At 62.3% G+C, this 22,076-nt stretch carries 10 protein-coding genes and 1 pseudogene; 3 read left to right on the plus strand and 8 right to left on the minus strand.

The window, feature by feature from the left end:
• The first annotated feature begins 43 nt into the window (after positions 1–43).
• A complete protein-coding gene (locus JJT62_RS12685; protein WP_255537267.1) occupies positions 44–850 on the plus strand; it encodes a thioesterase II family protein in 807 nt (268 codons plus the stop codon).
• A gap of 16 nt (positions 851–866) precedes the next feature.
• Positions 867–8,363, plus strand: coding sequence for a non-ribosomal peptide synthetase/type I polyketide synthase (locus tag JJT62_RS12690; RefSeq protein WP_202073140.1), 7,497 nt, complete (start codon positions 867–869; stop codon positions 8,361–8,363).
• Between the two features lie 75 nt (positions 8,364–8,438).
• On the opposite strand, the gene JJT62_RS12695 is transcribed toward JJT62_RS12690, so the two are convergent.
• A complete protein-coding gene (locus JJT62_RS12695; RefSeq protein WP_202073141.1) occupies positions 8,439–11,549 on the minus strand; it encodes a chemotaxis protein CheB in 3,111 nt (1,036 codons plus the stop codon).
• An 83-nt stretch (positions 11,550–11,632) separates the two neighbouring features.
• On the opposite strand from JJT62_RS12695, the gene JJT62_RS12700 reads away from it, so the two are divergent.
• Positions 11,633–12,643, plus strand: a complete 1,011-nt coding sequence (locus JJT62_RS12700) for a chemotaxis protein CheB (RefSeq protein WP_202073142.1) — start codon at positions 11,633–11,635, stop codon at positions 12,641–12,643.
• An 11-nt stretch (positions 12,644–12,654) separates the two neighbouring features.
• On the opposite strand, the gene JJT62_RS12705 is transcribed toward JJT62_RS12700, so the two are convergent.
• From JJT62_RS12705 to mbnB, 7 genes and pseudogenes are all read right to left on the minus strand, one after another.
• A complete protein-coding gene (locus tag JJT62_RS12705) occupies positions 12,655–14,961 on the minus strand; it encodes an ATP-binding protein (RefSeq protein WP_210340659.1) in 2,307 nt (768 codons plus the stop codon).
• A 756-nt stretch (positions 14,962–15,717) separates the two neighbouring features.
• Positions 15,718–16,311, minus strand: a pseudogene (cysC, locus tag JJT62_RS12710) (adenylyl-sulfate kinase); the annotation flags it as partial.
• Between the two features lie 240 nt (positions 16,312–16,551).
• On the minus strand, positions 16,552–17,577 hold the full coding sequence (locus JJT62_RS12715; RefSeq protein WP_246744868.1) for a sulfotransferase: 1,026 nt from the start codon (positions 17,575–17,577) through the stop codon (positions 16,552–16,554).
• A gap of 118 nt (positions 17,578–17,695) precedes the next feature.
• On the minus strand, positions 17,696–19,345 hold the full coding sequence (mbnF, locus tag JJT62_RS12720; protein ID WP_202073144.1) for a methanobactin biosynthesis FAD monooxygenase MbnF: 1,650 nt from the start codon (positions 19,343–19,345) through the stop codon (positions 17,696–17,698).
• On the minus strand, positions 19,342–20,661 hold the full coding sequence (gene mbnM / locus JJT62_RS12725) for a methanobactin export MATE transporter MbnM (protein ID WP_370568542.1): 1,320 nt from the start codon (positions 20,659–20,661) through the stop codon (positions 19,342–19,344). The genes mbnF and mbnM overlap by 4 nt, the downstream gene beginning before the upstream one ends.
• The gene (gene mbnC / locus JJT62_RS12730; protein ID WP_202073146.1) at positions 20,640–21,218 is read right to left on the minus strand and encodes a methanobactin biosynthesis protein MbnC; all 579 of its coding nucleotides are present in this window, start codon (positions 21,216–21,218) and stop codon (positions 20,640–20,642) included. Before mbnC ends, mbnM begins: the two co-directional genes overlap by 22 nt.
• Positions 21,187–22,026: a methanobactin biosynthesis protein MbnB gene (mbnB, locus tag JJT62_RS12735; protein ID WP_202073147.1), complete on the minus strand. Its 840-nt coding sequence runs from the start codon at positions 22,024–22,026 to the stop codon at positions 21,187–21,189. Before mbnB ends, mbnC begins: the two co-directional genes overlap by 32 nt.
• Positions 22,027–22,076: the final 50 nt, after the last annotated feature.

The following is a 22,076-nucleotide window of genomic DNA, read 5'->3' on the forward strand; positions in this document are numbered from 1 at the left end:
GCGCCTCGATGCTGACTTTCACTGACATTGCGAGCTTTCGACAATGAATCCTTCAATTTCTAGCGCTCCCGGCTGGCTCTGGCCGTTGCCCGGCCCCGCAGACGCGCCTGTGGCGCTCATCTGTTTCCCTTCGGCCGGCGGCGGCGCGGTCGGATATCGATCGTTGATCGAACCATTGCGCGCCTGCGCGGATGTGTACATCGCATCGCTGCCCGGCCGCGAGTTCCGTCTCCGCGAGGAGCCGGCGCGCCATCTAGAGGACCTCGTCTCGCCGCTGGCGTCGGCGGTCGCAGAGCTGGCCAACCGTCGCCTCGTCGTCTTTGGGCATAGCTTCGGCGCCCTGCTTGCGTACGAGGTCCTGCATCGCTTGTGTGACGACGGTTGCATCGCGGCTGACGTGGCGCATCTCGTCGTGTCCGGCCGGATCGCCCCGCACCTCGCGTCCCGAACGCCCAGGCTGTCGCATCTCCCCACTCGCGACATCGTCTTCCGGATCGCGGAATTACACCGCAACATTCCTGCCACGCTGCTCGAGGAGCCCGACTATGTCGCGATGATCGGCCGCGCCTTGCAAGCGGATCTGCGGATCAACGAACAGTACCTATGGCGGGAACGGCGTCCATTGCCCTGTCCTATCACCGCAGTAGGCGGAATATCAGATCCTGTCGCATCGCGCGCTGAAATGAACGCATGGGGGAGGCATAGCCGCATAGGGTTCAAATCGAGGTTCGTCGAAGGCGACCACTTTTATTTCCGGACGCCCGCTGGCCAGCAACTGCTGATCGAGCTCCTCGAGCAAAGCTGCTCGTCTTTCACGGCCGCGCGAGGCGCGGCCAGTGCAATTGCTTAATGACGCGAGGATAAAAATGAGCGATCTCGACTTTAGAAAAAAAGCAGTTGTCGCGCTGGAGACTCTTCGGCGACGGGTTTCGGAACTCGAAGCCGGCACGGGCGATCCGATCGCGATCATCGGATATGAAGGGCGATTTCCTGGGGGCGAAGACGCCGACTCTTTCTGGACCTTGCTGCGCGAGGAACGCGATGCGATCTCCACGATCCCTGCGGACCGCTGGGACGCCGACGCCTTTTACTCGCCAGACTCCGACGCGGCCGGCAAAACCGTCACGCGTCGGGCGGGTTTGTTGGACGCAGTGGATGAATTCGACGCGCAGTTCTTCGGGATCGCGCCGCGTGAAGCGATCAGCATGGACCCGCAACATCGTCTGATGCTCGAAACGAGCTGGCGCGCGATCGAGCACGCCGGAATCGCCGCAACCGAGCTCGAAGGTTCGCGCACAGGCGTCTGGATGGGGCTGAGCACGCACGAATATCTCGGTCTTCTGGCCACGCATACGGCGCCCGAGACCCTGGACGCTTATTTCGCCACGGGCACGTCGCCGGCAGTGGGCGCCGGACGCATCAGCTATCGGCTCGGGCTCGAAGGGCCGGCTGTGACGGTCGATACGGCGTGCAGCTCCTCTCTCGTCGCAATTCACCAAGCATGCCAGGCTTTGCGGTTGCGCGAATGCGACCTCGCCCTCGCGGGGGGCGTGAATGTGATCCTCACGCCGGCAGTCATGGTCAGCATGTCTCGTGCTCGGATGCTTGCGCCCGATGGCCGATGCAAGACGTTCGACGCTGCTGCGGACGGCTATGTGCGCGGGGAAGGCTGCGGCGTTTTGGTTTTGAAACGCCTTTCGGACGCGGTTCGCGACGGCGACAATATCCGGGCGGTTTTGCGCGGCAGCGCCGTCAACCAGGACGGCGCGTCGGGCGGACTCACCGTGCCCAACGGCCGCGCGCAACAGCGGGTGATTCAGGACGCGTTGAAGCAGGCCGGTCTTGCGCCGGCGGAGATCGATTATCTCGAAGCGCACGGAACGGGAACGTCGCTCGGCGACCCAATCGAGGTGCAGGCGGCCGCCGCGGCTCTGGGAGCCGGCAGAACCGCCGACCGGCCGCTGCTGATCGGTTCGACGAAAACGAACATTGGCCACCTCGAGGCGGCGGCCGGGATCGCGGGCGTCATCAAGGTCGTGCTCGCATTGGAGCATGGGCTATTGCCGAAGCACCTGCATTTCCAAACGCCATCGCCGCACATTCCCTGGCGACGGCTCCCGCTGGAAGTGGTTTCAAAGGCGCGCCCCTGGCGCCGCGGCGAGCGTGTGCGCCGGGCGGGGGTGAGCTCCTTCGGCTTTTCCGGCACGAACGCACATGTGGTGATCGAGGAGGCGCCGAGCGCTCCTCTTGCGATGGCGTCCCGGGACGGCTCGTCGGCGCCGGCGGAGCGTCCGTGGCATCTCCTGACATTATCGGCGCGCACGGGACCGGCGCTGAAGTCGCTGGCGCTGGACTATGCGCGGCGCGTCGAGGCGCTGCCCTCGGCGTCGGCGCTGGCGGACGTCTGCTACACCGCGGGGGTCGGGCGCAGCCATCTCGAGCGCCGGGCCGCAATCGTCGCGGCGGACCCCGCCGGCGCAGCGCAACAGCTCGCAGCTTTCGCCGAGGAACATTCGTCGCCGGGCGTTCATAGCGGCGTGTCGGCGGACCCGCCGAAAACCGCGTGGCTGTTCACGGGTCAGGGCAGTCAGCGCGTGGGCATGGGCCGCGAGCTTTACGAGACACAGCCGGTGTACCGTCGAACGCTCGATGAATGCGCGGCGGCTGTGGAGGACATGCTGGAGCGTCCATTGCTCGATGTGATGTTTGCGAGCGACGGTGCGGTCAACCACACGTCTTATGCGCAGCCGGCCTTGTTCGCTGTGGAGATGGGCCTCGCGCGCCTGTGGGAGAGCTGGGGCGTCTCGCCGGATGTGGTGCTGGGCCACAGCGTCGGACAATATGCGGCCGCCTGTGTCGCCGGGGCTTTCACGCTCGCGCAGGGCGCGCAATTGCTGGCGGAGCGCGGCCGGCTGTTCGGCGCGCTGCCGGCCGGCGGGTCGATGGCGGCTGTGTTTGCGCAGGCGGAGGCGGTAGAGGCGCGTTTGGCGGCGTACCCGCGCCTTTCGCTTGCGGCCTATAACGGCGCACATGTGGTCGTCAGCGGCCCACAGCAAGACGTCCGCGCGCTTGTCGAGCTGTTTCGGCAGGAGGGGCTTCGCGCGGAGGAGCTGGAGACCTCGCATGCCTTCCATTCGGAGCTGTTGGAGCCGGCGCTGGACGCGTTCGAAGCCTATGCGGCGCAGATGCCGTGTGGCGCGCTGACGCGGACGCTGGTGTGCAACAGGACGGGCAAAGTTTTGGGCGGGCAGACACGACTGGACGCGCAATATTGGCGGCGACACGCGCGCGAGCCGGTTCAATTCGCGCAGAGCGTGCAGACTTTGGGGGGGCTCGGGTGCCGCGTGCTGCTGGAGATTGGGCCGCAACCCGTCCTGGCGGGGATGGCGCTCAGGGCATGGCCCGAGGGCACTCAAGTTCCGCAGGCTGTCGCGTCGCTGCGGCGCGACACGCCTGACGCGCGGCAGATTAAAGAAGCGCTCGGGCGGATTTATGTCGCGGGCGCGCGGATCGACTTCAAGGCTGTCGACGAACCGTGGGAGCGCAACAAGGTCGATCTGCCGAAATATTCGTTCAAGCGGAAAAAATTCTGGTTCACGCCGGCGCGCCGGTTCGCGGAGGCGGCTATCGCGCCGAGCGACAATATCCCCGAAACAGCATCGGCCGAACCAGATCGCCGCGACGCAGACGCCTGGCTCGCCCACGCGCCGCAAGGAGAACGCCTCGGGATCGTCGTCGAAAGGTTGCGGGCCGAGATCGGGCGCGCGCTGCACATGAGCGCCGAGGACGTCGACGCCCACACGGCTTTCGCCACAATGGGCATGGACTCGCTTACGGCGATGGAGCTGCGCAGCCGCATGCAAGCGGCGCTCGGAGCCGCCCCGCCAGTCGCGCTTTTCGTTGAGAGCCCGGACGTCGCAACGCTCGCCGCCCGTCTGCTGGCTTGGTGGGAAGAGTCGCAGCGGGACGAGTCGAAGCGGCAGCCGCCGATGGCGCGCATTCCTCGAGACGACTCTCCGCTGGTTCTCTCCTCCAGCCAAGAGCAGCTCTGGTTTCTTCATGAGCTGGCGCCGTCCTCCTGCGCCTATAACGTCGCAGCCGCCGTGCGCATCCGCGGCCCGTTGGATGCGGCGGTCATGGAGCGCAGCCTGAACACGCTCGTGGCGCGCCACGAGGCGCTACGCACCGCCTTTGGCGCCGATCGCGGCCAAGCGCGCTCGAAAATTGTACCCACGGTGAATGTTCCGCTTCCGATCGACGACGTCCGCGACGAGGCGGAAGTTTTCGAATGGGAGCGACGCGAGGCGGGCGCGCCCTTCGACCTGGTTTGCGCTCCTCTCTTCCGCGTCCGGCTGCTGCGCTTCGACGCGGCCCACCACGTGCTGCTGGTGACAATGCATCACATCATCACGGATGGCTGGTCATTCGGCGTGCTGCTGCGGGAATTGTCGGCCATATACGGCGCCTATCAGCGTGGCGAACCGTCGCCGCTCGCAGAACTGCCGATCCAATACGCCGATTATGCCGCATGGCAGCGCCAATGGCTCAGCGGCGACAGGCTGGAGGAATTGCTCGCCTATTGGAAATCGGAGCTGGCGGGGATTTCTCCGTTGTCCTTGCCGACCGACCGGCCCCCGCCGCGCACGTCGACCTTCCGCGGGCGTCGAATACGCTTCGAGCTCGGCGCCGACCGCGCGCGCGCGTTGCGCAAGCTGGCCCAATCCGAGCGCGTTACCCTGTTCGCACCATTGCTCGCTGCATTATCGGCAGTGCTCCAGCGCCATACGGGTCAGGACGATTTCGTCGTCGGCGCCATGAGCGCAAACCGGGGGCGGCTGGAAATCGAAAGTCTGATCGGCCTCTTCGTCAATGCCGTGCCCCTGCGAGTCCTTCTCGACGGAGACCCGGAAATTCGCGACCTGCTCGCCCGTCTGGCCGCGCGCTTACAGAGCGCGATGGCGCATGAAGCGCCATTTGATCTCGTCACCAATGCTGTCGAGCGCGAACGCGGCGGAGCTAGAAGCCCATTATTCCGCGTGCAATTGCTTCTCCAGGCAGCGATAAACCCGCCTGCTTTGCCAGGCCTCGAGATCGAGGTCGAGGAGATCGACACGCAAACCGCCAAGCGTGATCTCACATTCACGCTCTTCGACGATGCGACAATGGCCGGCCATGTCGAATATTCGACCGACCTGTTCGACGCGCCCAGGATCGAGCGCCTGCTGCGCCATTTCCTCAATGCGCTCGACGCGATTGTCGAGAACCCAACGCGCCGCCTGTCGGCCCTCCCGCTGCTCACGCCGGAGGAGCTTGCCGCCGGGCGAGCGGCCGCGCCGCTGGCGCTTGCCGGCCCGCTGACGGTCGCGGAACTCTTCGAGTCGGTCGCAGCCCTGCGCGGCGAAGCCGTCGCCTGCGAAGATGGCGAGCGCCGCCTCACTTACGCCGAGCTGGAAGCAGCCGCTCGCCGGCTGGCGCGCTGGCTGCGTAGCCAAGGAATTGGCGCCGGGGCGGCCGTGGCGGTACGGACGGGACGAAAGGTCGATATGATCGTCGGCATGCTCGGCGTCATGAAGGCCGGCGCAATCTATGTTCCCCTAGACGAATCCTATCCGAAAGATCGTATCGCGCACATGCTCGCCGAAGCGAAAGTTGCGCTCGAAGTGTCGGAGCCGCTCGGCCCCGAAGTCGCAAAAGAGACGGCCGAGCCGCTCGCGCCCGCGGTGGGGCCGTCGGATCCCGCCTATATCGTGTTCACGTCGGGCTCCACTGGCCGGCCCAAGGGCGTCGTGATCTCGCATGGCGCCGCCGCCGAATATGCGCAAACACTGGGACGCGAACTCGATGTGCGACCTTCGGACGCTTGGCTGCACACCGCTTCAATCGCCTTTTCGTCCTCGATGCGGCAGATTTTGGCGCCGCTCGCCGCCGGCGCGAGAATCATCGTCGCCGACAATGACGAACGACGCGATCCATTCGCCTTGCTTGCACGTGTGCGCGCGGCGGAGGCGACCATCGTCGATCTCGTGCCCTCGGTCGTGAGGCAAGTGGTCGACTCGCTGCGGATGCTGCCGGATGCCGAGCGCGCCACGCTCCTCGACAATGATCTGCGTCTCCTGCTTACCGCGAGCGAACCCCTGCGCTATGGGCTCGCGCGCGATTGGCGCGCGCTCGTCGGCGAAAAGGTTCGGTGGTTCAATCTTTATGGGCAGACGGAAACCGCCGGAATCGTCAGCCTGCATCCGGTCGATCCGCTGGCAGAAGCCGATCCGCAGGCGATCGTGCCGATCGGGAGGCCACGCGCGAACATCCGGATGATCGCGCTCGACGCACAGCGGCGACAAACGCCTGTCGGCGTCGCCGGGCAGTTGCACATCGGCGGCGCCTGCCTCGCGCTCCGATACCTCGGCGAGCCCGCTCTCTCCACGGAGCGCTTCTTCGAATTCGAGGACGCCAGCAACGTCCCGCAACGCTTCTATGCCGCTGGCGACATCGTGCGCATGAACGAGAACGGCCTGTTCGAATTCCTCGGTCGCGACGACGCACAAGTCAAAATCCGCGGCGTGCGCGTCGAACCCGGCGAGATCGAGCGCGTCCTGCTCGATCATCCGCTGGTGAAGGAGGCGGCGGTCGCGGCCTATGACGATGACGGCGACAAGCGCCTTGCCGCCTATGTGACCGTCAATGGGGCGGAAGTTTCCGCGCAAGCGCTGCGTGATCACTTGCGTTGCATTCTCCCAGAGCACATGATCCCGTCTTCCTTCGTGACCCTCGAAAGAATGCCAACGACACCGAACGGCAAGCTCGACCGCGCGGCGCTGCCGGCGCCGACGCGCATCGCGACGGACGTCGCGTTCGTCGCGCCGAGGCCGGGAGTCGAGGAGACCCTGGCGACGCTGTGGCGGGATTTGCTGAAGGTCGAGCGCGTTGGGGCGAACGACAACTTCTTCCTTCTCGGCGGCCATTCGATGCTCGCCGCCCAGCTCCGGGCCCGCATTCACCAAAACCTTGATGTGGAGCTGCCGCTGAACGCCATTTTCGAGGACCAGACGCTGGCCGCTCTTGCGGCGCGGCTCGAAAGCGCCCGCCACGGATCGTTCGCCGTCCTGCCACAACTTGTAAAGGCGCCGGCGGGAACTGCGACGCCGGCCTCCATGGCCCAGGAAATCGCATGGTCAGCGGAACAGGCTCATCCGGGATCGCCGGGGAACTGGATCGACGTGAGCGTGCGCATCGTGGGGCCGCTGGACGAAGAACGACAGATTCGGTCCATGCAAGAGGCGTTGCGGCGCCACGCCATATTGCGAACAATCGTCGCGCCGACCGACAGCGGGCTGACGCTGCGCGTTCTCGACGCCATCCCTGAGATCTCGCGCTGCGAGCTCGAAAGCCTTTCGCCGGCGGGGCGCGCATTCGAGCATGCCGCTGATGGCCAAGCGGCTGTTCAGATGTCGCTCGAGCGGAAGGGAGAGGAAGAATGGTTGCTACGGCTGCGCTGTCACCGCATGCTTGCCGACGGCGCAACCGTTCGTATGTTGCTTGGCGAAATTTGGGCCTTTTACGCGAACAGCCTGGAGGGAATGGACCTCTTCCCCCTCCTCGATCCGTCGCTGTCCTACGCGGACTATGCGAATTGGGAGCGTCAATGGCTCACCCAGAAAACGCGCGACGAACAGGTCGAACATTTTCGGCATGAGTATGAAGCTGGCCTCACGTCGCCGCTGCCGACCGATTGGCCGCGCGCCTCGGGCGAACTTCCTTCGGAGGGTGATATTCTGCGCTTCGCGCTTCCGCGCGTCGCGGTGGAGGCTGCGAAGGCTTGCGCCATGCGCGAACGCGCAACCTTGCCGATGGCGCTGAGCGCCGCTTTCGCGTCGACGCTCGCGCATGAACTTGGAAGAGAGAGCGTGACCATCGCCCTTCCGGTGTCGCGCCGGCACCCTCCGGCCACGCACCGAATGCTCGGACCTTTCATGAACACTCTGCCGCTGCGCATCGATGGCGCTCACCGCCCGATCGAGGAGCTCGCGCCATGCGTGCGCGCAACAACCCTTGCCGCGCTCGCACATCAGAATGCGCCGTGGCACGAGATCGTCGCGGCTCTACGAAAGGACCACGGCCCCGACGCGGAACGCCTCGGCGACGCCGCCCTCGTCGTCGAGGACGCGGCGCCGCAAAACGTGCAGCTTGCAGGTCTGCGGCTCTCTCGCATGCCTGCCGCGCGCATTTTCGTCCGGCGCCCGCTGACCCTTTCCCTCGCAATCGACGAAGGCGAGATCAGCGCCAGCCTGATGTATGCGACGAGCCTGTTCACGCGCGAGACCATCGAAAAACTTGCGCGAGGATTTCTCGCGGTCTTTCGCTAAAGAATGCGCTTCAGCACTTTTTAAAGTGCGCGCTTTCCGCTCGCATGGAAATCATGCGAGCGGCGAGAAAGCGCGCTAGGAAGTAAGGGGCAGGGCGATGGAACATTGGAACTCGCCAGCGTCACAGCTACTGCGAGCGCTACTGCCCTTCACGGCTTGCTCGATAACAGAAAAGGCGGCGCTTGCCGCGGCATAGTCGGGCGCGGCGGCGGCGCCGCGCTCCGTCCATTTCAGCTCCAGGAGTTGAGCGCCGTTCTCCATCGTCCGTGTTTGCCACCTAACTTCCACCTGCGCGTTTTTGTGCCCCTCGGTGCGGTGCTCTACGGCCGTTTGCGAGAGCGACTGCAAAACCAGGGCGAGCGCCATAGCGACTCTGGGCGCGACTAAGACCGAAGGGCCTGCGAGCTGGGTCGCTTTCATGAATTCAGCTCCGTGGGCGGCGAGCAGCCTGCGGGCGATGGCGTCGACAGCCGCGCCCCGCCAGTCGCTTTCCACCAGCAATCGATTGGTCTCCAAGAGCGCGTCGAGGCCCGACAGAAGCGCTTTCAAGGCGTCCGGCGTCGCCCGGCCGTCGCCAAGCGTATGGCTCGCCAGCATTCGCACGACCTCGAGCGTACACTCGGCTCGATCGGCAATTTCCTTGAGCAACCCTTGCTGGCGCGCTTCCCAGGCGGCCTCGGCTTCCCGGTGTTCGGTGACGTCGACGAATGTCGCGACGACGCCCTCGATTTTGTCATCGATGGTCCGATAAGGCCGCAGACGCAGCAAAAACCACCGGCCCGCAACGGTGCGCACCGTTCGTTCGATTGGAATAAGGTCGGCCAGCACGCGCTGCGCGTCCGCTACCAAATCCTGATATTCCAGACGATGGGTGAAATCGGTGACAGGGCGCCCTTCGTCGCCTTGGACGATGTTGAAGAGTTCGGCGATGCGCGGCGTGAAGCGTTCGATGCGCAGGCTCGAGTCGAGGAACATCGTGCTCACATCCGTCGCGGCCATCAGATTCTGCAAATCGTTATGCGCGCGCGACACCATTTCGAGCTTGAGTTTCAATTCATTGTTGAGGGTCTGAAGCTCCTCGTTGATCGACTGCAGCTCTTCCTTGCTCGTTTCCAGCTCTTCGGCGGTCGAGCGATATTCCTCGTTGATGGATTGCAGCTCTTCATTGGCGGCGCGCAGCTCTTCCGTCGCCGCCTCATATTGCTCACGCGTGGTGCGCAACACCGTTCGGGTCGCGTGCAGCTCCTCGCGAAGCTGAGCAACGACTCGCGACTGCTCGCCTCCTTCGGCGCCCGCGGGTGAAACCGGCTCGGCGGCGCCGCCCTCGATGAACATCACCAGCGCGGCGCGCGGCGCGTCATCGCGCTTGACCGGACGCACATGCAGCACGACGGCCTTGGGCGCGCCGTTGAAGCGCACGGGAATCGGCAGGCTGACCGTCGGCTCGTCGCTTTCGAAAGCGCGGTGCAAAGCGGCGCGCAGCTCCAGCCGAAGCTCGGGCCGCACGATTTCCGCCGCGTCATTGGTCATGGGTCCGCTTGGGAGCAGCAGGAATTTGCCGCAGGTTTCGGAGAGATTGACGATCAGATGCCCCTCGTCGACGAGCAGGCTCGGGGGCGCCAGATCTTCGAGCGCCTGGCGATGCAGCGAGGAATCGACGCCGCTTTGCGTGCGCGGCGGTCGTGGAACGCCGGGCAGCTCGGGAACGCGCACCGACGTGAAGAGGCGCGGCAAAGCCGGCAGCCTGTCTCGGGGCCTGTCGATGGCGCGATAGATATGGGAGTCGCGATCGACGGGTGCGAACAAACCCGGCGGATTGTCGGCGCTCTCCGACGTGCCCAGAAATAGATAGCCTTTCCCCAGCAGCGAGTAATGGAGAATCGAGATGACCTGTTGCTGCAGATCGCGATCCAGATAGATGAGCAGGTTACGGCAGGAGATCAGGTCGATATGCGAGAAAGGCGGGTCTTTCAGAATGCTGTGCGAGGCGAAGACGACGAGATCGCGCACCTCGCGCCTGATGCGGTATTGATCGCCTTCGCGCGCAAAGAAGCGACGAAGCCTTTCTTCCGATACGTCTACGGCAATTGCGGCGGGGTAGCGTCCTTCCCGCGCAATCGCGAGCGCGGCCTCGTCGATATCGGTGGCGAATATCTGAATATCGGGGCGCAGCTCGCGCCGCGCGGCTTCCTCCAGCAGAAGCATGGCGATGGAATAGGCTTCCTCGCCGGTCGCGCAGGCTGGAACCCAGACGCGTACCGCGTTCTCCCGCGGCTGATGATCGAACAATCTCGGGATCACATGCTTGGCGAGCGCGGCATAGGTCTCCGGATCGCGGAAGAAGCTCGTGACCGAAATCAGCAGGTCGTTGAAAAGCGCATGCACCTCCTCGGCGTGGTCTCGCAGATAGGCGAGATATTGATCCATCCGCTCAGTGTGCGTGACCTGCATGCGCCGTGCGATGCGCCGCATCAGAGTGGCGCGCTTGTAGCCTGAAAAATCCTGGCCGGTCCTGGACCGAAGATGCGCCAAGATGCGACGCAGGAAGTCCTCATCGCCTTCATCATTATGCGCATAGACCGAAAGATGCCCCCTCGCCCTGATCAAGCCGGCGAGGGTTCGCGCCAGATCGGCGACGGGAAGCACGAAATCTGCGCCGCCTTCGAGCGCATTTCGCGGCATAGAAGGGAATTCGGCCTCGTTTGGGTCTTGCACGAGAACGATTCCGCCTTTCTCCTGTATGGCGCGCGCGCCGATGGAGCCGTCCGCGCCGCCGCCGCTGAGAACAACGGCGTAGCCATCCCCGTGGTGCTCGGCCAAAGAGCGAAAGAAAAGATCGATCGGCGCTCTTTGTCCCCGAGGCTCGTCGAAAGGCCCGGTCGCGACGCTCTCCCCCGAGACCAGCAGCCGACGGTTCGGCGGAATCACATAGACTGTATTGGGCTCGAGAGGCGCGGGGTCATTGACCTGCAGGACACGCATCCGCGTGTGGTTTTGAAGGATGGCGGGCAATTCGCTGGAATGCGCGGGATCGAGATGGACGACGACGACGAAGGCGGCGCCGACATCGTCCCCGAGCGCGTCGAAGAATTTCTGAAGGGCAATAATTCCCCCCGCGGATGCGCCAATCCCGACGACAGGCAACCGAGGCGCGTCAGCGGGCAGCGTGTCGATATCCTCAACCATTTCTATTCTTCCCTCGCGCGCTAGCTTATCCAGCGATCCGCTTGCGCGCGCAAGCGAGTCCTTGCGTTTCTCGAATAGAGAGCATGCGCCCCGTGGAGCGGTCCGACATTATCGCCATCGGCGCCTCGGCTGGCGGGATCGACGCGCTGAGAACGCTCGTGGCCACGCTTCCAGCCGATTTGCCAGCTTCGCTGCTTATCGCCCAGCATCTCTCCCCCACAAGCCCCGGGATGCTTCCAGAGATTCTCGATCGTGCGGGACCTCTGGCGGCCGTCTCGGCGCAAGACGAGGAAACGCTCGAACCCGCAAAAATCTATGTAGCGCCGCCGGACCGTCATTTGCTGGTCGGCGAAGATGGTAGGCTCCGGTTGAGTCGGGGGCCCAAGGAGAACCTCGCCCGCCCGGCGATCGATCCGCTCTTCCGATCCGCAGCGCTCGTGTTTGGGCCGCGCTTGATCGGCGTGGTGCTCACGGGCTATCTCGACGACGGCACGGCGGGATTGCAGGCCATCAAGCTGTGTGGCGGCGCGGCCGTCGTGCAGGATCCAAAAGAGGCCGTGGCGCCGGGGATGCCGTCGAGCGCGCTCAAAAATGTCCAGGTCGATTATTGCCTCCCGCTCGTCGAGATCGGGCCGCAACTTGTCCGGATGATCGCAGAGCCCGCGCGGCCTCCGACAGACAAGCCGCGTGATCTCGCGGCGGAGGCTGCAATCTTCGCCGGCGGAGCGGGCTCGATCGAGACGCTGAGGCAGATCGGAGAGCCGTCTGCTTTGACATGCCCGGAATGCCACGGCGCTCTGACGCTGTTGCGAGGCGGAAGGCCCGCGCGTTTCCGGTGCCATACCGGTCACGCCTTCACGGAGCAGGCGCTGATGGCGGGGCTGGCCGAAAACACCGAGATCGCCTTTTGGAACGCCATGCGATGCTTGCAGGAAGAAGCGATTTTGAAGCGACACATGGCGGCGCATTCGATCGCCCGCGGCGCCGACGCCGAAGCGTTGCTGAAAGACGCCGACGAAGCGATGGCGGCGGCGGACCGTGTCCGGATCATTCAGGAAAATTACGCGAAGCGCCGACCTCGGCGCGACGGATGACGGGGCGGCGGTCACGCTTGCGCATCCCTTTGAAGCGCCTGCTCGAGAGCCTCCAGCGAGGCAGGCTTGATCAAATGGGCGTCGAAGCCGGCCTCTTTGGTCCTGGCGCGCGCCTCATCCTGACCCCAGCCCGTTAGCGCCACGAGCCTGAGCTCGCGTCCGATCTGGCTGGAGCGAATCCGCCGCGCGGTTTCGCAACCGTCCATCCCCGGCATGCCAAGGTCGATAAACACAACCTCCGGCGCGAAATCGCGAACAGCATCCACGCCAGAAGGGCCATCGTAGACGACTCGAACTTCCGCGCCCAAGGTCGAGAGCAATATGCCGAGACTATTGCCTACATCCAGATCGTCGTCGATGACGAGCGCCCGGATCGGCCGATCCGAGACCTTGCCTCGAGCTTTCGCCGGCGAAGCGCTCTGCGGAACAGAAGGCTGAAGCGGAAGGCGTACGATAAATTCGCTGCCTTTGTCCTGCCCCTCGCTTTTCGCCTCGATTGATCCGCCATGCAATTGCACGAGCTTGCACGTGAGCGCCAAGCCGATGCCGAGCCCGCCGACTCGGCGGCTCGAGTCGCCTTGCATAAAAAGGTCGAACACATGCGGCAGCGACTCAGGTGGGATTCCGACGCCATTGTCGCGCACGACGACCACAATCTCATCGCCCCGCCGCTCTGCCCGGATCTCGATCGCGCCTCCCGGCGGCGTGTATTTTGCGGCGTTGTTCACGAGATTGGCGAAAATCTGCACGAGCCGCACCGGATCGCCGAGCAAGGCGATTTTCTCGGCAGGCAAATGAAGGCCGACGTTGTGACGGTTCTGCTCGACTAAGGGCTGCGCGGTTTCGACGGCATTTCGCAGGATCGACGCAAGCTCGCAACGCTCCCGCCGAAGCTCGATCTTATCGCGCTCGATTCTCGAAATCTCGATCAGATCGTCGACGAGCCGCACCAGATGCCGCACTTGGCGTTCCATCATATCGAGCATGGTGCGTCGCTTTTCGGCGGGCGCGTCTTCGGTCCGCCGCAGAACTTCAACCGCATTGTGGATCGGCGCGAGCGGGTTGCGCAGCTCGTGCGCGAGGACCGCAAGAAATTCGTCCTTGCGCCGTTCCGCCTCTCGCCGGGCTTCATCGGCGCGTTTCTCTTCCGTAACGTCATGCGCGGTAACGACGGCGCCGACGATCTCGCCGCCGCGTCCGCGGATGGGACCAAAATTATACTTCCCGAACCATTGGGCGCCCGTCTCTTTGCGCCGCAAGCGATAAACGAGGCCGATGCCTGTCTCGCCCTTCATCGCCCGCCGGTCGGGCTGATCGCTCCAGGGCACGAAATGCCCTGACTCGTCATAATATTCGAAAAGCGAGGGGTCTGATTTTTTGTAATCCTCGGCGTCGTCGAATCTATGGAATCTGACGAAGCCCCCGTTGAACTGCGTCAGCCGCCCGTCCGCGCCGTAAATTGCGATAGACTCCGTCATACTTGCGAGGGCCGCCTCGAGCTGGGCCTGATTTGTCTCGAGGGCGTCCTCGATCGCCCGCCGCCCTGTGATATCCTGGACGGCGAGCAAAACGCCGCCAATTTTTTGGTCGGAGGCGCGCCACGGCGATGCGTCCCAAGCCAGCCACTGGCGGCGCCCATCAGGGGAGAGAAGGAGATCCTCTCGCCGCGAGACGCTTTCGCCCTGCAGCGCCTGTCGGTGCAGTTTGCGCCAGTGCTCCGGAACCCTGGGAAGGACGTCGTATAATGATCGACCGAGCACATCGGCCCGCATCCCAAAGGCGTCTAGCCATTTGTGACTATAAGCGATGTGGCGCATCTCCGTGTCGAACATGGCGATCGCGACCGGCGCCTGCCGAATAAAAGCGTTCAAGTGGCACCTGCTTTCGCAAAATCTCGAAACCAAAAGATTATTCTCTTTCGTTATAAGGGCGAGATCGACCGCAACGCGAACCGCGGCCGCGACGCCTTCGTCCGAGAGAGTGTTTTTTTGCAGATGGACCACCCCGTCGGTCTCCGCATCGAAATTTCCGGTCGAATGCGCGTCGATTGCGATAATGGAGCCAGACAGCTCGCCGCCCTCTCGCAAGGCGGCAAGAAGTTCATGGCGCTCGCTTTCCAAGCCTTCATCCAGGACGAGGCAGTCGGGCTTGAGCTGCCTCAATCTGGCGAGGCCGTCCTGCCCATAAGGCGCCTCGACCACAATAAGCCCGTCTCGTTCGAGCGCACGACAAACGAATTCCCGCTCTGCTCCGCCACTGCCGACGATCAGGACAAGGAAATGGCGTTTGCGATCTAATTGCGACGCGCATTCGGACATGCCCGAGGATGGTCTCCGCTCGTTTACTGGCTAATGGCCTTGCATCGCGCCGGCCATCCATGGCGCGCCCCCTAATTCAAACACGCGTCGATATTGTCTGTTCGGGCTTATTCCAACATTTCTAGCTATTTAGCGGGCGGATGGTAATGGAAAGCTTGCCTGCGCTTCAAGCGGGAGCGTAAGTGAGAGCGCCCAGGGCACGGCAGTTCTTCCGTGCGCGGCCAGCAGGCCGAGGGGACGGCGGCGCGCCTTCGCGGCAATCGAGAGCGCATTTTGGCAAAAGTTGATGGACTTTTGCGATTAGAATGCGCTCCAACTTTTTGACGCTGCGCTGCGCGCTTTCTCATCGCTCGCCTGATTCCATGCGAGCGGAAAGGGGGCCAAGGGCGTGCTAATCGGTAATGGAGGATCGCCGTCCTGGCCTCGATAAGGCGAATTCGCCGGCGCGCGAAAATGGCGCACAGGGCCGAGCGCCATGCTCTCGGAAACCTGCGCTCGCCACTTGCCGCTTCCGGCGCCTCGTAGCCGTTCGCGGTCAGGGACGGTCTCAAGGCCCGCCTGATCTGCGCTCGTCGTCCACAATGAGGACCCGAAGCTTGTTCACGCGCCGGTTCCCGGCAGTTCGAGCTGGCGTCGCCCACCAGGCCCTCTTGGGAACATAGATCTTCCCACCTTCAGGCGGCGAAGAAGCTCGTCCGGCGCGGTGTCGACCAGAATGACGTCATGGGCGTCCGGTCGGGGACAGAGACGTCTCGTCTAGCGAATATGCAGGTCCACGTAATCTTCGACGCGGCGTGCGAGCTCGAAGGGATCACAACCAACGGTCCGAATGTGGAGCTCAGGGCTCTCGGGCTCCTCGTAAGGCGACGAAACCCCGGTAAAATTCTCGATCTCACCGGACATTGCACGCTTATATAAGCCCTTGGAGTCGCGCCTCACGCATTCTTCGAGCGGCGTATCCACAAAAATCTCCACAAATTCCCCCTGAGCCATGATTTCGCGGGCCAGACGTCGCTCGAAACGGAAGGGGGAAATTAGGGAAACGAGCACGATGAGACCAGCGTCTACCATCAGTTTGGCGACTTCGGCGACGCGTCGGATATTCTCCACGCGATCGGCATCGGCAAAGCCAAGGTCATTGCTGAGCCCGTGACGGAGGTTATCGCCGTCGAGCAGGTAAGTATGTTTCCCTTTCTCGTACAAATGTTTTTCGACAAGACTGGCGAGCGTGGTCTTGCCGGCTCCAGAAAGTCCGGTAAACCACAAGACAACAGGCTTCTGGCTTTTCTGAGTGGCCCGCCTGGCCTTGTCGACCAGCGTCGGCTGCCACTGAATATTCTGTGTGCGCTGATGCACGGGGCTGCTCATTGGCTGCATTGCAGTTGCGTGAGGATTTCCTCTATCGTCGATCACACAGACACTCCCCAGGCCGGACACCGCCTAACGTCGCCGGAATGAACAATACGCGCGCCCTGAGATTAGGCTGGGTTCTCCCAGAACATCTGCCACCATTCCCGTTTGAATAACTCGCATTGGCGCTTGTCATTTCCGATCGCTCGCTGCGCGAGCCTCGGGAATGCGCCGCACCAATCACTCGGACCCCGTATAAGCTGTTCCCCAACCGAAATCTTTTCCGACAATTTCGTACGTCGCTTCATTATAGGGCCGGAAGAATTCTGTGAGTTCCGAGCGCAGCGCGTCGGGAAGCGCGCCTGATGGACCCGAGTTTTGCTCGTCGATAATAAGCGGCTCGATCTGCGGAAGGCCAAGGAATCCGTAGATCCGTTTCGTAACGCCGCCCGGATCGCGGAAGAGTTCGGCGGCGTCAACGACGAAAATGCGTTCGCGCCCGAACTGCTCCGCCAGCAAACGAAGAAACGGCGCATAGATGCCGTGCCTCAAATAGCCAGCGCGCGCCCCTGAAAAGGCATGGACCTCCATGCCCCCGGCTCGGATTGTCTCTTGTTCTGTCCGAATGAGCGTTTCGAACCTGGGAAATCCCTTCCAATGCGGGTCGAGCTTTTTTCGTTCTACAAATCGCTTTTGGTCCCAGCGCCAATGAGAAAATGCGCGTTCGACCGGATCCCGCAGCACGCAGACGATTCGCAAATTCGGAAACATCGACTTGGCAAGGAATATCCAAAGCGGATTAGGCATCACCGGCGTGCAATAGCCTGTGATCGCGCCGCCATACCGCCGTTCGGCGGCATGTTGCTCGGCCAGAGTGGGAAAATGCGCCATGAGGTCTCTCATGGTTTCTGTAAAGGATATTTCCTTGGAAAGCGGGAGCACCACATGGGGATGCTGGAATATATACGACGATAGAAATGACGTGCCCGAACGCACTGCGCCGATTGAAGCGAAGCTGGGCTCCATGCGTTCGGCCGACCCCAGCCGCCGCGCCCACACCCGCCATTTTGGGGGATTGAAGAAATAATAGCTTCTGAACTGGCGACGCGCCTCTAAAGGCAACTTCCGCCAATTCTCCCCAGCTAAAGACAGCTCTCTGAAATCCCGATAAGGAAGCTGCAGCGTCTCGACCCGTTTCTGGTCGACGGCTATACGCTGGGAAGCGAATGGGCTTTCAGAGACGCCGACACTCCGCGACATGTCCATCCTCCACATATTGGGGCATCCGATGCTAGAAACAAAAGCCGATCGAGGACGCTCGGCGTGCGCCTGCTTCTTAGCTCATGAGTTCGACACCCTTGGGTTGTTCCTTGTGGGTGCGAACTCATAGCCCCGTTTCGAACAGCGATTCAGCCTCGGCTTGGTGTGATTGCGTCATAGACCTCATGCCGCGCACACGCGCAAAAGCGCCTTCCAGAACCGAATGCGCTTGCCGTTGGCCCTCGCGCGACCGCCACGCAATATAGCCATCCGGGCGCACCAGAACCGCGCCGCTTGAAGACAATCCCAAGCGTGAGAGAAACTGATCGCCAGCATCGGCTATGTCGCTGGACAGCCGGTAGCACGAAAGCGGCGGGTCCGACTTGGAGATTTCCTCCGCAGCCTCGGCCCAGCATTTGCCTTCTGGACCCGCAAACAAAACGAAATGACGGCCGATCAGATCGTGAGAGGAGAGTCGCTCTCCGCCACGGACCAACCAGACGTGCGGAAGACGGGTTCCGGGCGCGCCGCTCGCCTCCAGCGGGTTTTCTACCGCTTTTCCACTATCGTCCTGTTCCGAAATGATGGCGCTGGAGCGATAGCGATACCCGATCGAGGTCGAGAGCATGTCATATTCATCGGCTGGAATGCGCAACTCCTGCCGGTCCGGCAAAAGACGTTCGACGTAATTGGCGATCTGCCGCGCAATGGCAATACGCGCGACCGGCCGACGCTCGGGCTCGTAGGTCTCGACCAGAGTCGGACCAGCGTGCCCTTTGATCACCAAGGCGAGCTTCCACGCAAGGTCTGCGGCGTCCTGTATCGCCGTTTGCCCGCCTAATCCTCCCACCGGCGGCATGACATGTGCGCAATCCCCGGCAAGCAATACACGGCCGAACGACATACGATCGGCCATCAAGGCAGACATCTTCCACGGCCAAATGTCGCGTATCTCGAATTCAAGATCGCTCAGGCCGACCGCGTCCCTCACAAATTGGGCGCAACGGTCCAAGTCAAAATCCGAAGCCTTGTCGAAGGCGGGGTCGTATTCGACGTTGAGTTGGAACAGATTTGGGTCGTCGCAGGTAACGATAGAGCCACTGAAGGACGGATGCCGGAGATAATAAAGCACAAGCCCGCGGCTCGGCAAAACCGACGCCAGATCGGCTTCGAAAAGAATTGAGACCGTATGCGCTAGCACGCCAGGTCCGTCCATCTTCACGCCGGCGACTTCTCGGATCGCCCCTTCAGCACCGTCAGCGGCGATGAGATAATCAGCAAACACGATCCTTTCGGCGCCGGTCCTTTCGTCACGAAGGACTGCTTCGACGCCTTCGCTCATCGCGCGAAACTCGACAAGAGTGGTCGTAAAATTGACATCGGCGCCGTGTTCCTCGGCATAGCGCAACAGCACAGGCTCGACGCGATCCTGACCGGCCGTGCATACCTTCGCGGGCGACACGAGAGTCGAGTCGAGCGCGTTCTTGGTGACCAGCGTTGCGATTGCAGGCCCGACGACCCGCTCGGCGATGATGAGCGTGGAGTCGTTTGCGGGAGCGCTGCTCGCAGAATGCAACGCTTCTTCCAGGCCTTCGACGACCCTCAGCACTTCCATGCTTCGCCTGTTCAATCCATGCGCTTTTGGAAGCCTCGATGTCGACTCGCGCCGTTCGACCAGCATGCATTGAACTCCCCGCCAGGCCAGCAGGGTCGCGGCGGATAGGCCAGCGTATCCCGCGCCTACGATCAACACAGGCACTCTCTGTCGGATCATCGAATAGGCCCTTCGGATGGAAGCGGTGAGAGGGAAGCGCTGTGGCGCGATCGACAGAGCGCGACCGGAATCAAGCAGACGCAAGCGACCTCCGGAATGATGAGCGAAAGATAAGCCAACCACGGAGCATCAGCGGAAAGGCCGAGAAACAGAAACAGCGGTGTGAGGAGCCATTGCGCAAACGCATCGATCATGGCGAGCTCGGGAAACCTGCCACGCGCGAGCATCGCTCCCCTCGACACGCAGCCCAAATATCGAATGGGAAGTGATAGAGACAAGACGGCGATAAACGTCGACCACCAGGGTCCGTGCTGATGGTATAGGGAGTCGCCAATCCAGTCGCGGCCAATGAATAGAGAAATTGCAATAATCGAAACGATTGGCGCGCCGGATTGCGCCAATTTGATCATCGCGGGTGACTGTTTCTGAGGCGCGACGGCTGTTAAACGCAGGGCAAGGAAACGCGTCAAGACGGGCATCGGGCTGAGAACAAACAACATGAAGGCTTGCCCCGCCGCGAAGGCGTCGAGACGATCGACGCCGTAGCCGCTAAATCGCGTGGAGGAGAACAGAGCCAGGGCGAGGAGCATTGCCGCTTGAGGCGACAGGATACGATGGGATTCCCAAAATGTTGTCCAGAGAAACCATCGCGCAAAGGCGCGCTCTGGCCAATCGAACGACCAGGCGCCGCGCTCTCGCAAACGAAGCCAAAGCCACAAGGACGAAGCGGCTGCGATGACGAAGCCGGCGATCATGCACCCCGCTAGATCGAATCCGAGCGCGTCCATGAGGAGGAAATTGAGAATAAACTTCGACGGCGCCTCGGCAAGTTTCGAACGGAACACCACCGAACCCTGTCCGAGGGCATGCAGCACAAAACCTTGTGCATTCGCGAGCATTCGCAAGGGCGTGCCGGCGACGAGCCAAAAGATGGGCTGGCCGATCAAAGGCGCTGCTTCCTCCGTCCCTATCAACTGCGCCAACAGGGGCGGATAAGCAAAGAAGCCGAGAGCGCTCGTGACGACGCCAACCGCCGTGACAAGAACGCATAACTGGCCGACGACGCTACCGAGATGGTCACGGTCTGTCGCATGAGCGGCGGCAATCCCGGCGACGGAGGCCAAGGCGATCGTCAAAGCCACATCCAGCAAGGTCATACGCATGAGAACGGCGAAGGCGCCCGCAACGCGCCCTCCCGATCTGGCGATCATAGCAAGGTCGATCTGCATGGTCACAGATGCAGCGCAGGCGCTCGCCGCGAGCATCGAATATCCACGCCAGAACCCCGTGTCGATCATCTCGACAAGCCTTGCCATCCGGGAAATCCGCCGAGCTCGAAATCGGGCTGCGTAAAATACCCGAACGTATTGGCTGGCGGCGGCAGCGCTTCCTCGGGCTCGATGAGCTCGATTTGCCGCCCACCCCGGATGCTGTGGCATTTCCAGCCCACCACGAGATCGCTTGTGTCGGCGCAGCCGATCACAATTCCACAGTCCCTGCTGCGATCGAGGATCGCCCAGCGCGCCGCAGAGGCGCCCATAATCGTTTGAAGCAGCCCGTCTCGATCCAACCGATCCCTGAATTCCGACTCTTGCAGCCACACATATACCCAGAGATAAAACGACCAGTCGAAGGCCAGACGCCGGCGCGCGGCCCATGTCATAAAGGGTCGAAAGATCGCCATCCCATCCGGGCCCGAGAGAGTCAGTAAATCCGGACATATATCGAACAGCGTGTGCCAGTAGACGCGAAGGCTCGTGTCGATGCGCACGAATGACTTATGATTTCGCGGGAAGTTTTCGCTCTCTTCGACCGACATGAGCGCGGGGTAGAGATCGCGATCAGCTCTCGTGGGCGGATAAGACAAGTTCATTCCTGTGACCTTCCAGCGGTTCGGCGAATATTTTTCTTATCTCTTTGAGGTCCTCGACGATGGCGTCGAACTCGATCTCGTCGTCACGCTCGTAAGTGATCGTCGCGCCCGATTTGTCGAAGACCGACCTGTAATCCCGAAGGAAGCTCAGAGTGTCCGCCGCCAGCGCCTCGGCGTGAGTATCCAATGCGATATATGGCTCGATCAGAGATTGCCTGTATCCGGCGACGTGAAAATGCTTGGCTGAACCGATGACGCGTCCCCATGACTCTAGGGGAGTCCCGCAATTGCGATGTGAACAGATCGCGTTGGAGGCGTCGAAGAGCACGCCTGCGCCGGTGTCGTCGACGAGGCGTTCGAAAAAGCGAGGCGCTTCGAGGCCGCCATCCATGATAGAGGGATAGTTTTCGAAATGAATTTTCTGGCCTACCAGTTCCTGCCAGCGCAGCGCCCGGTCGCGCACGAAATCATACTCTGCAAAATAGTCGATTTCTCCTAAATGAAAAAATTGCCGGCCGTCATGCGAAAACCGCAAAATATGATCCGAGACGTAGATCGGATCAGCGGCGTCTATGTAATCGCGTAATCTCTTCGCGAATTCGACGAGCGTCGCCTCGTCGCTTTCCAAAAAACGCGAATACATGACGTGGAAGCCGACAGGGCAATCAAAAGCGCCGGCAATTTCCGCAGGGTCGACGCAGAAAAAATTGTCGATTAGAAACTCGCAGTAGTCGATATGACCTTCAGCGAGCAATCGCTTCACCATATCATATGTGTCGCCGAGCGTGAAATTGAGGCCGATGCGCATGTAGCTCTATCCTTTCTGCGTCTTTTGTAGGCGCTTGCGGCGATCCCGGC

It is taken from the genome of Methylocystis sp. Sn-Cys (assembly GCF_016745395.1).
Taxonomy (GTDB): domain Bacteria; phylum Pseudomonadota; class Alphaproteobacteria; order Rhizobiales; family Beijerinckiaceae; genus Methylocystis; species Methylocystis iwaonis.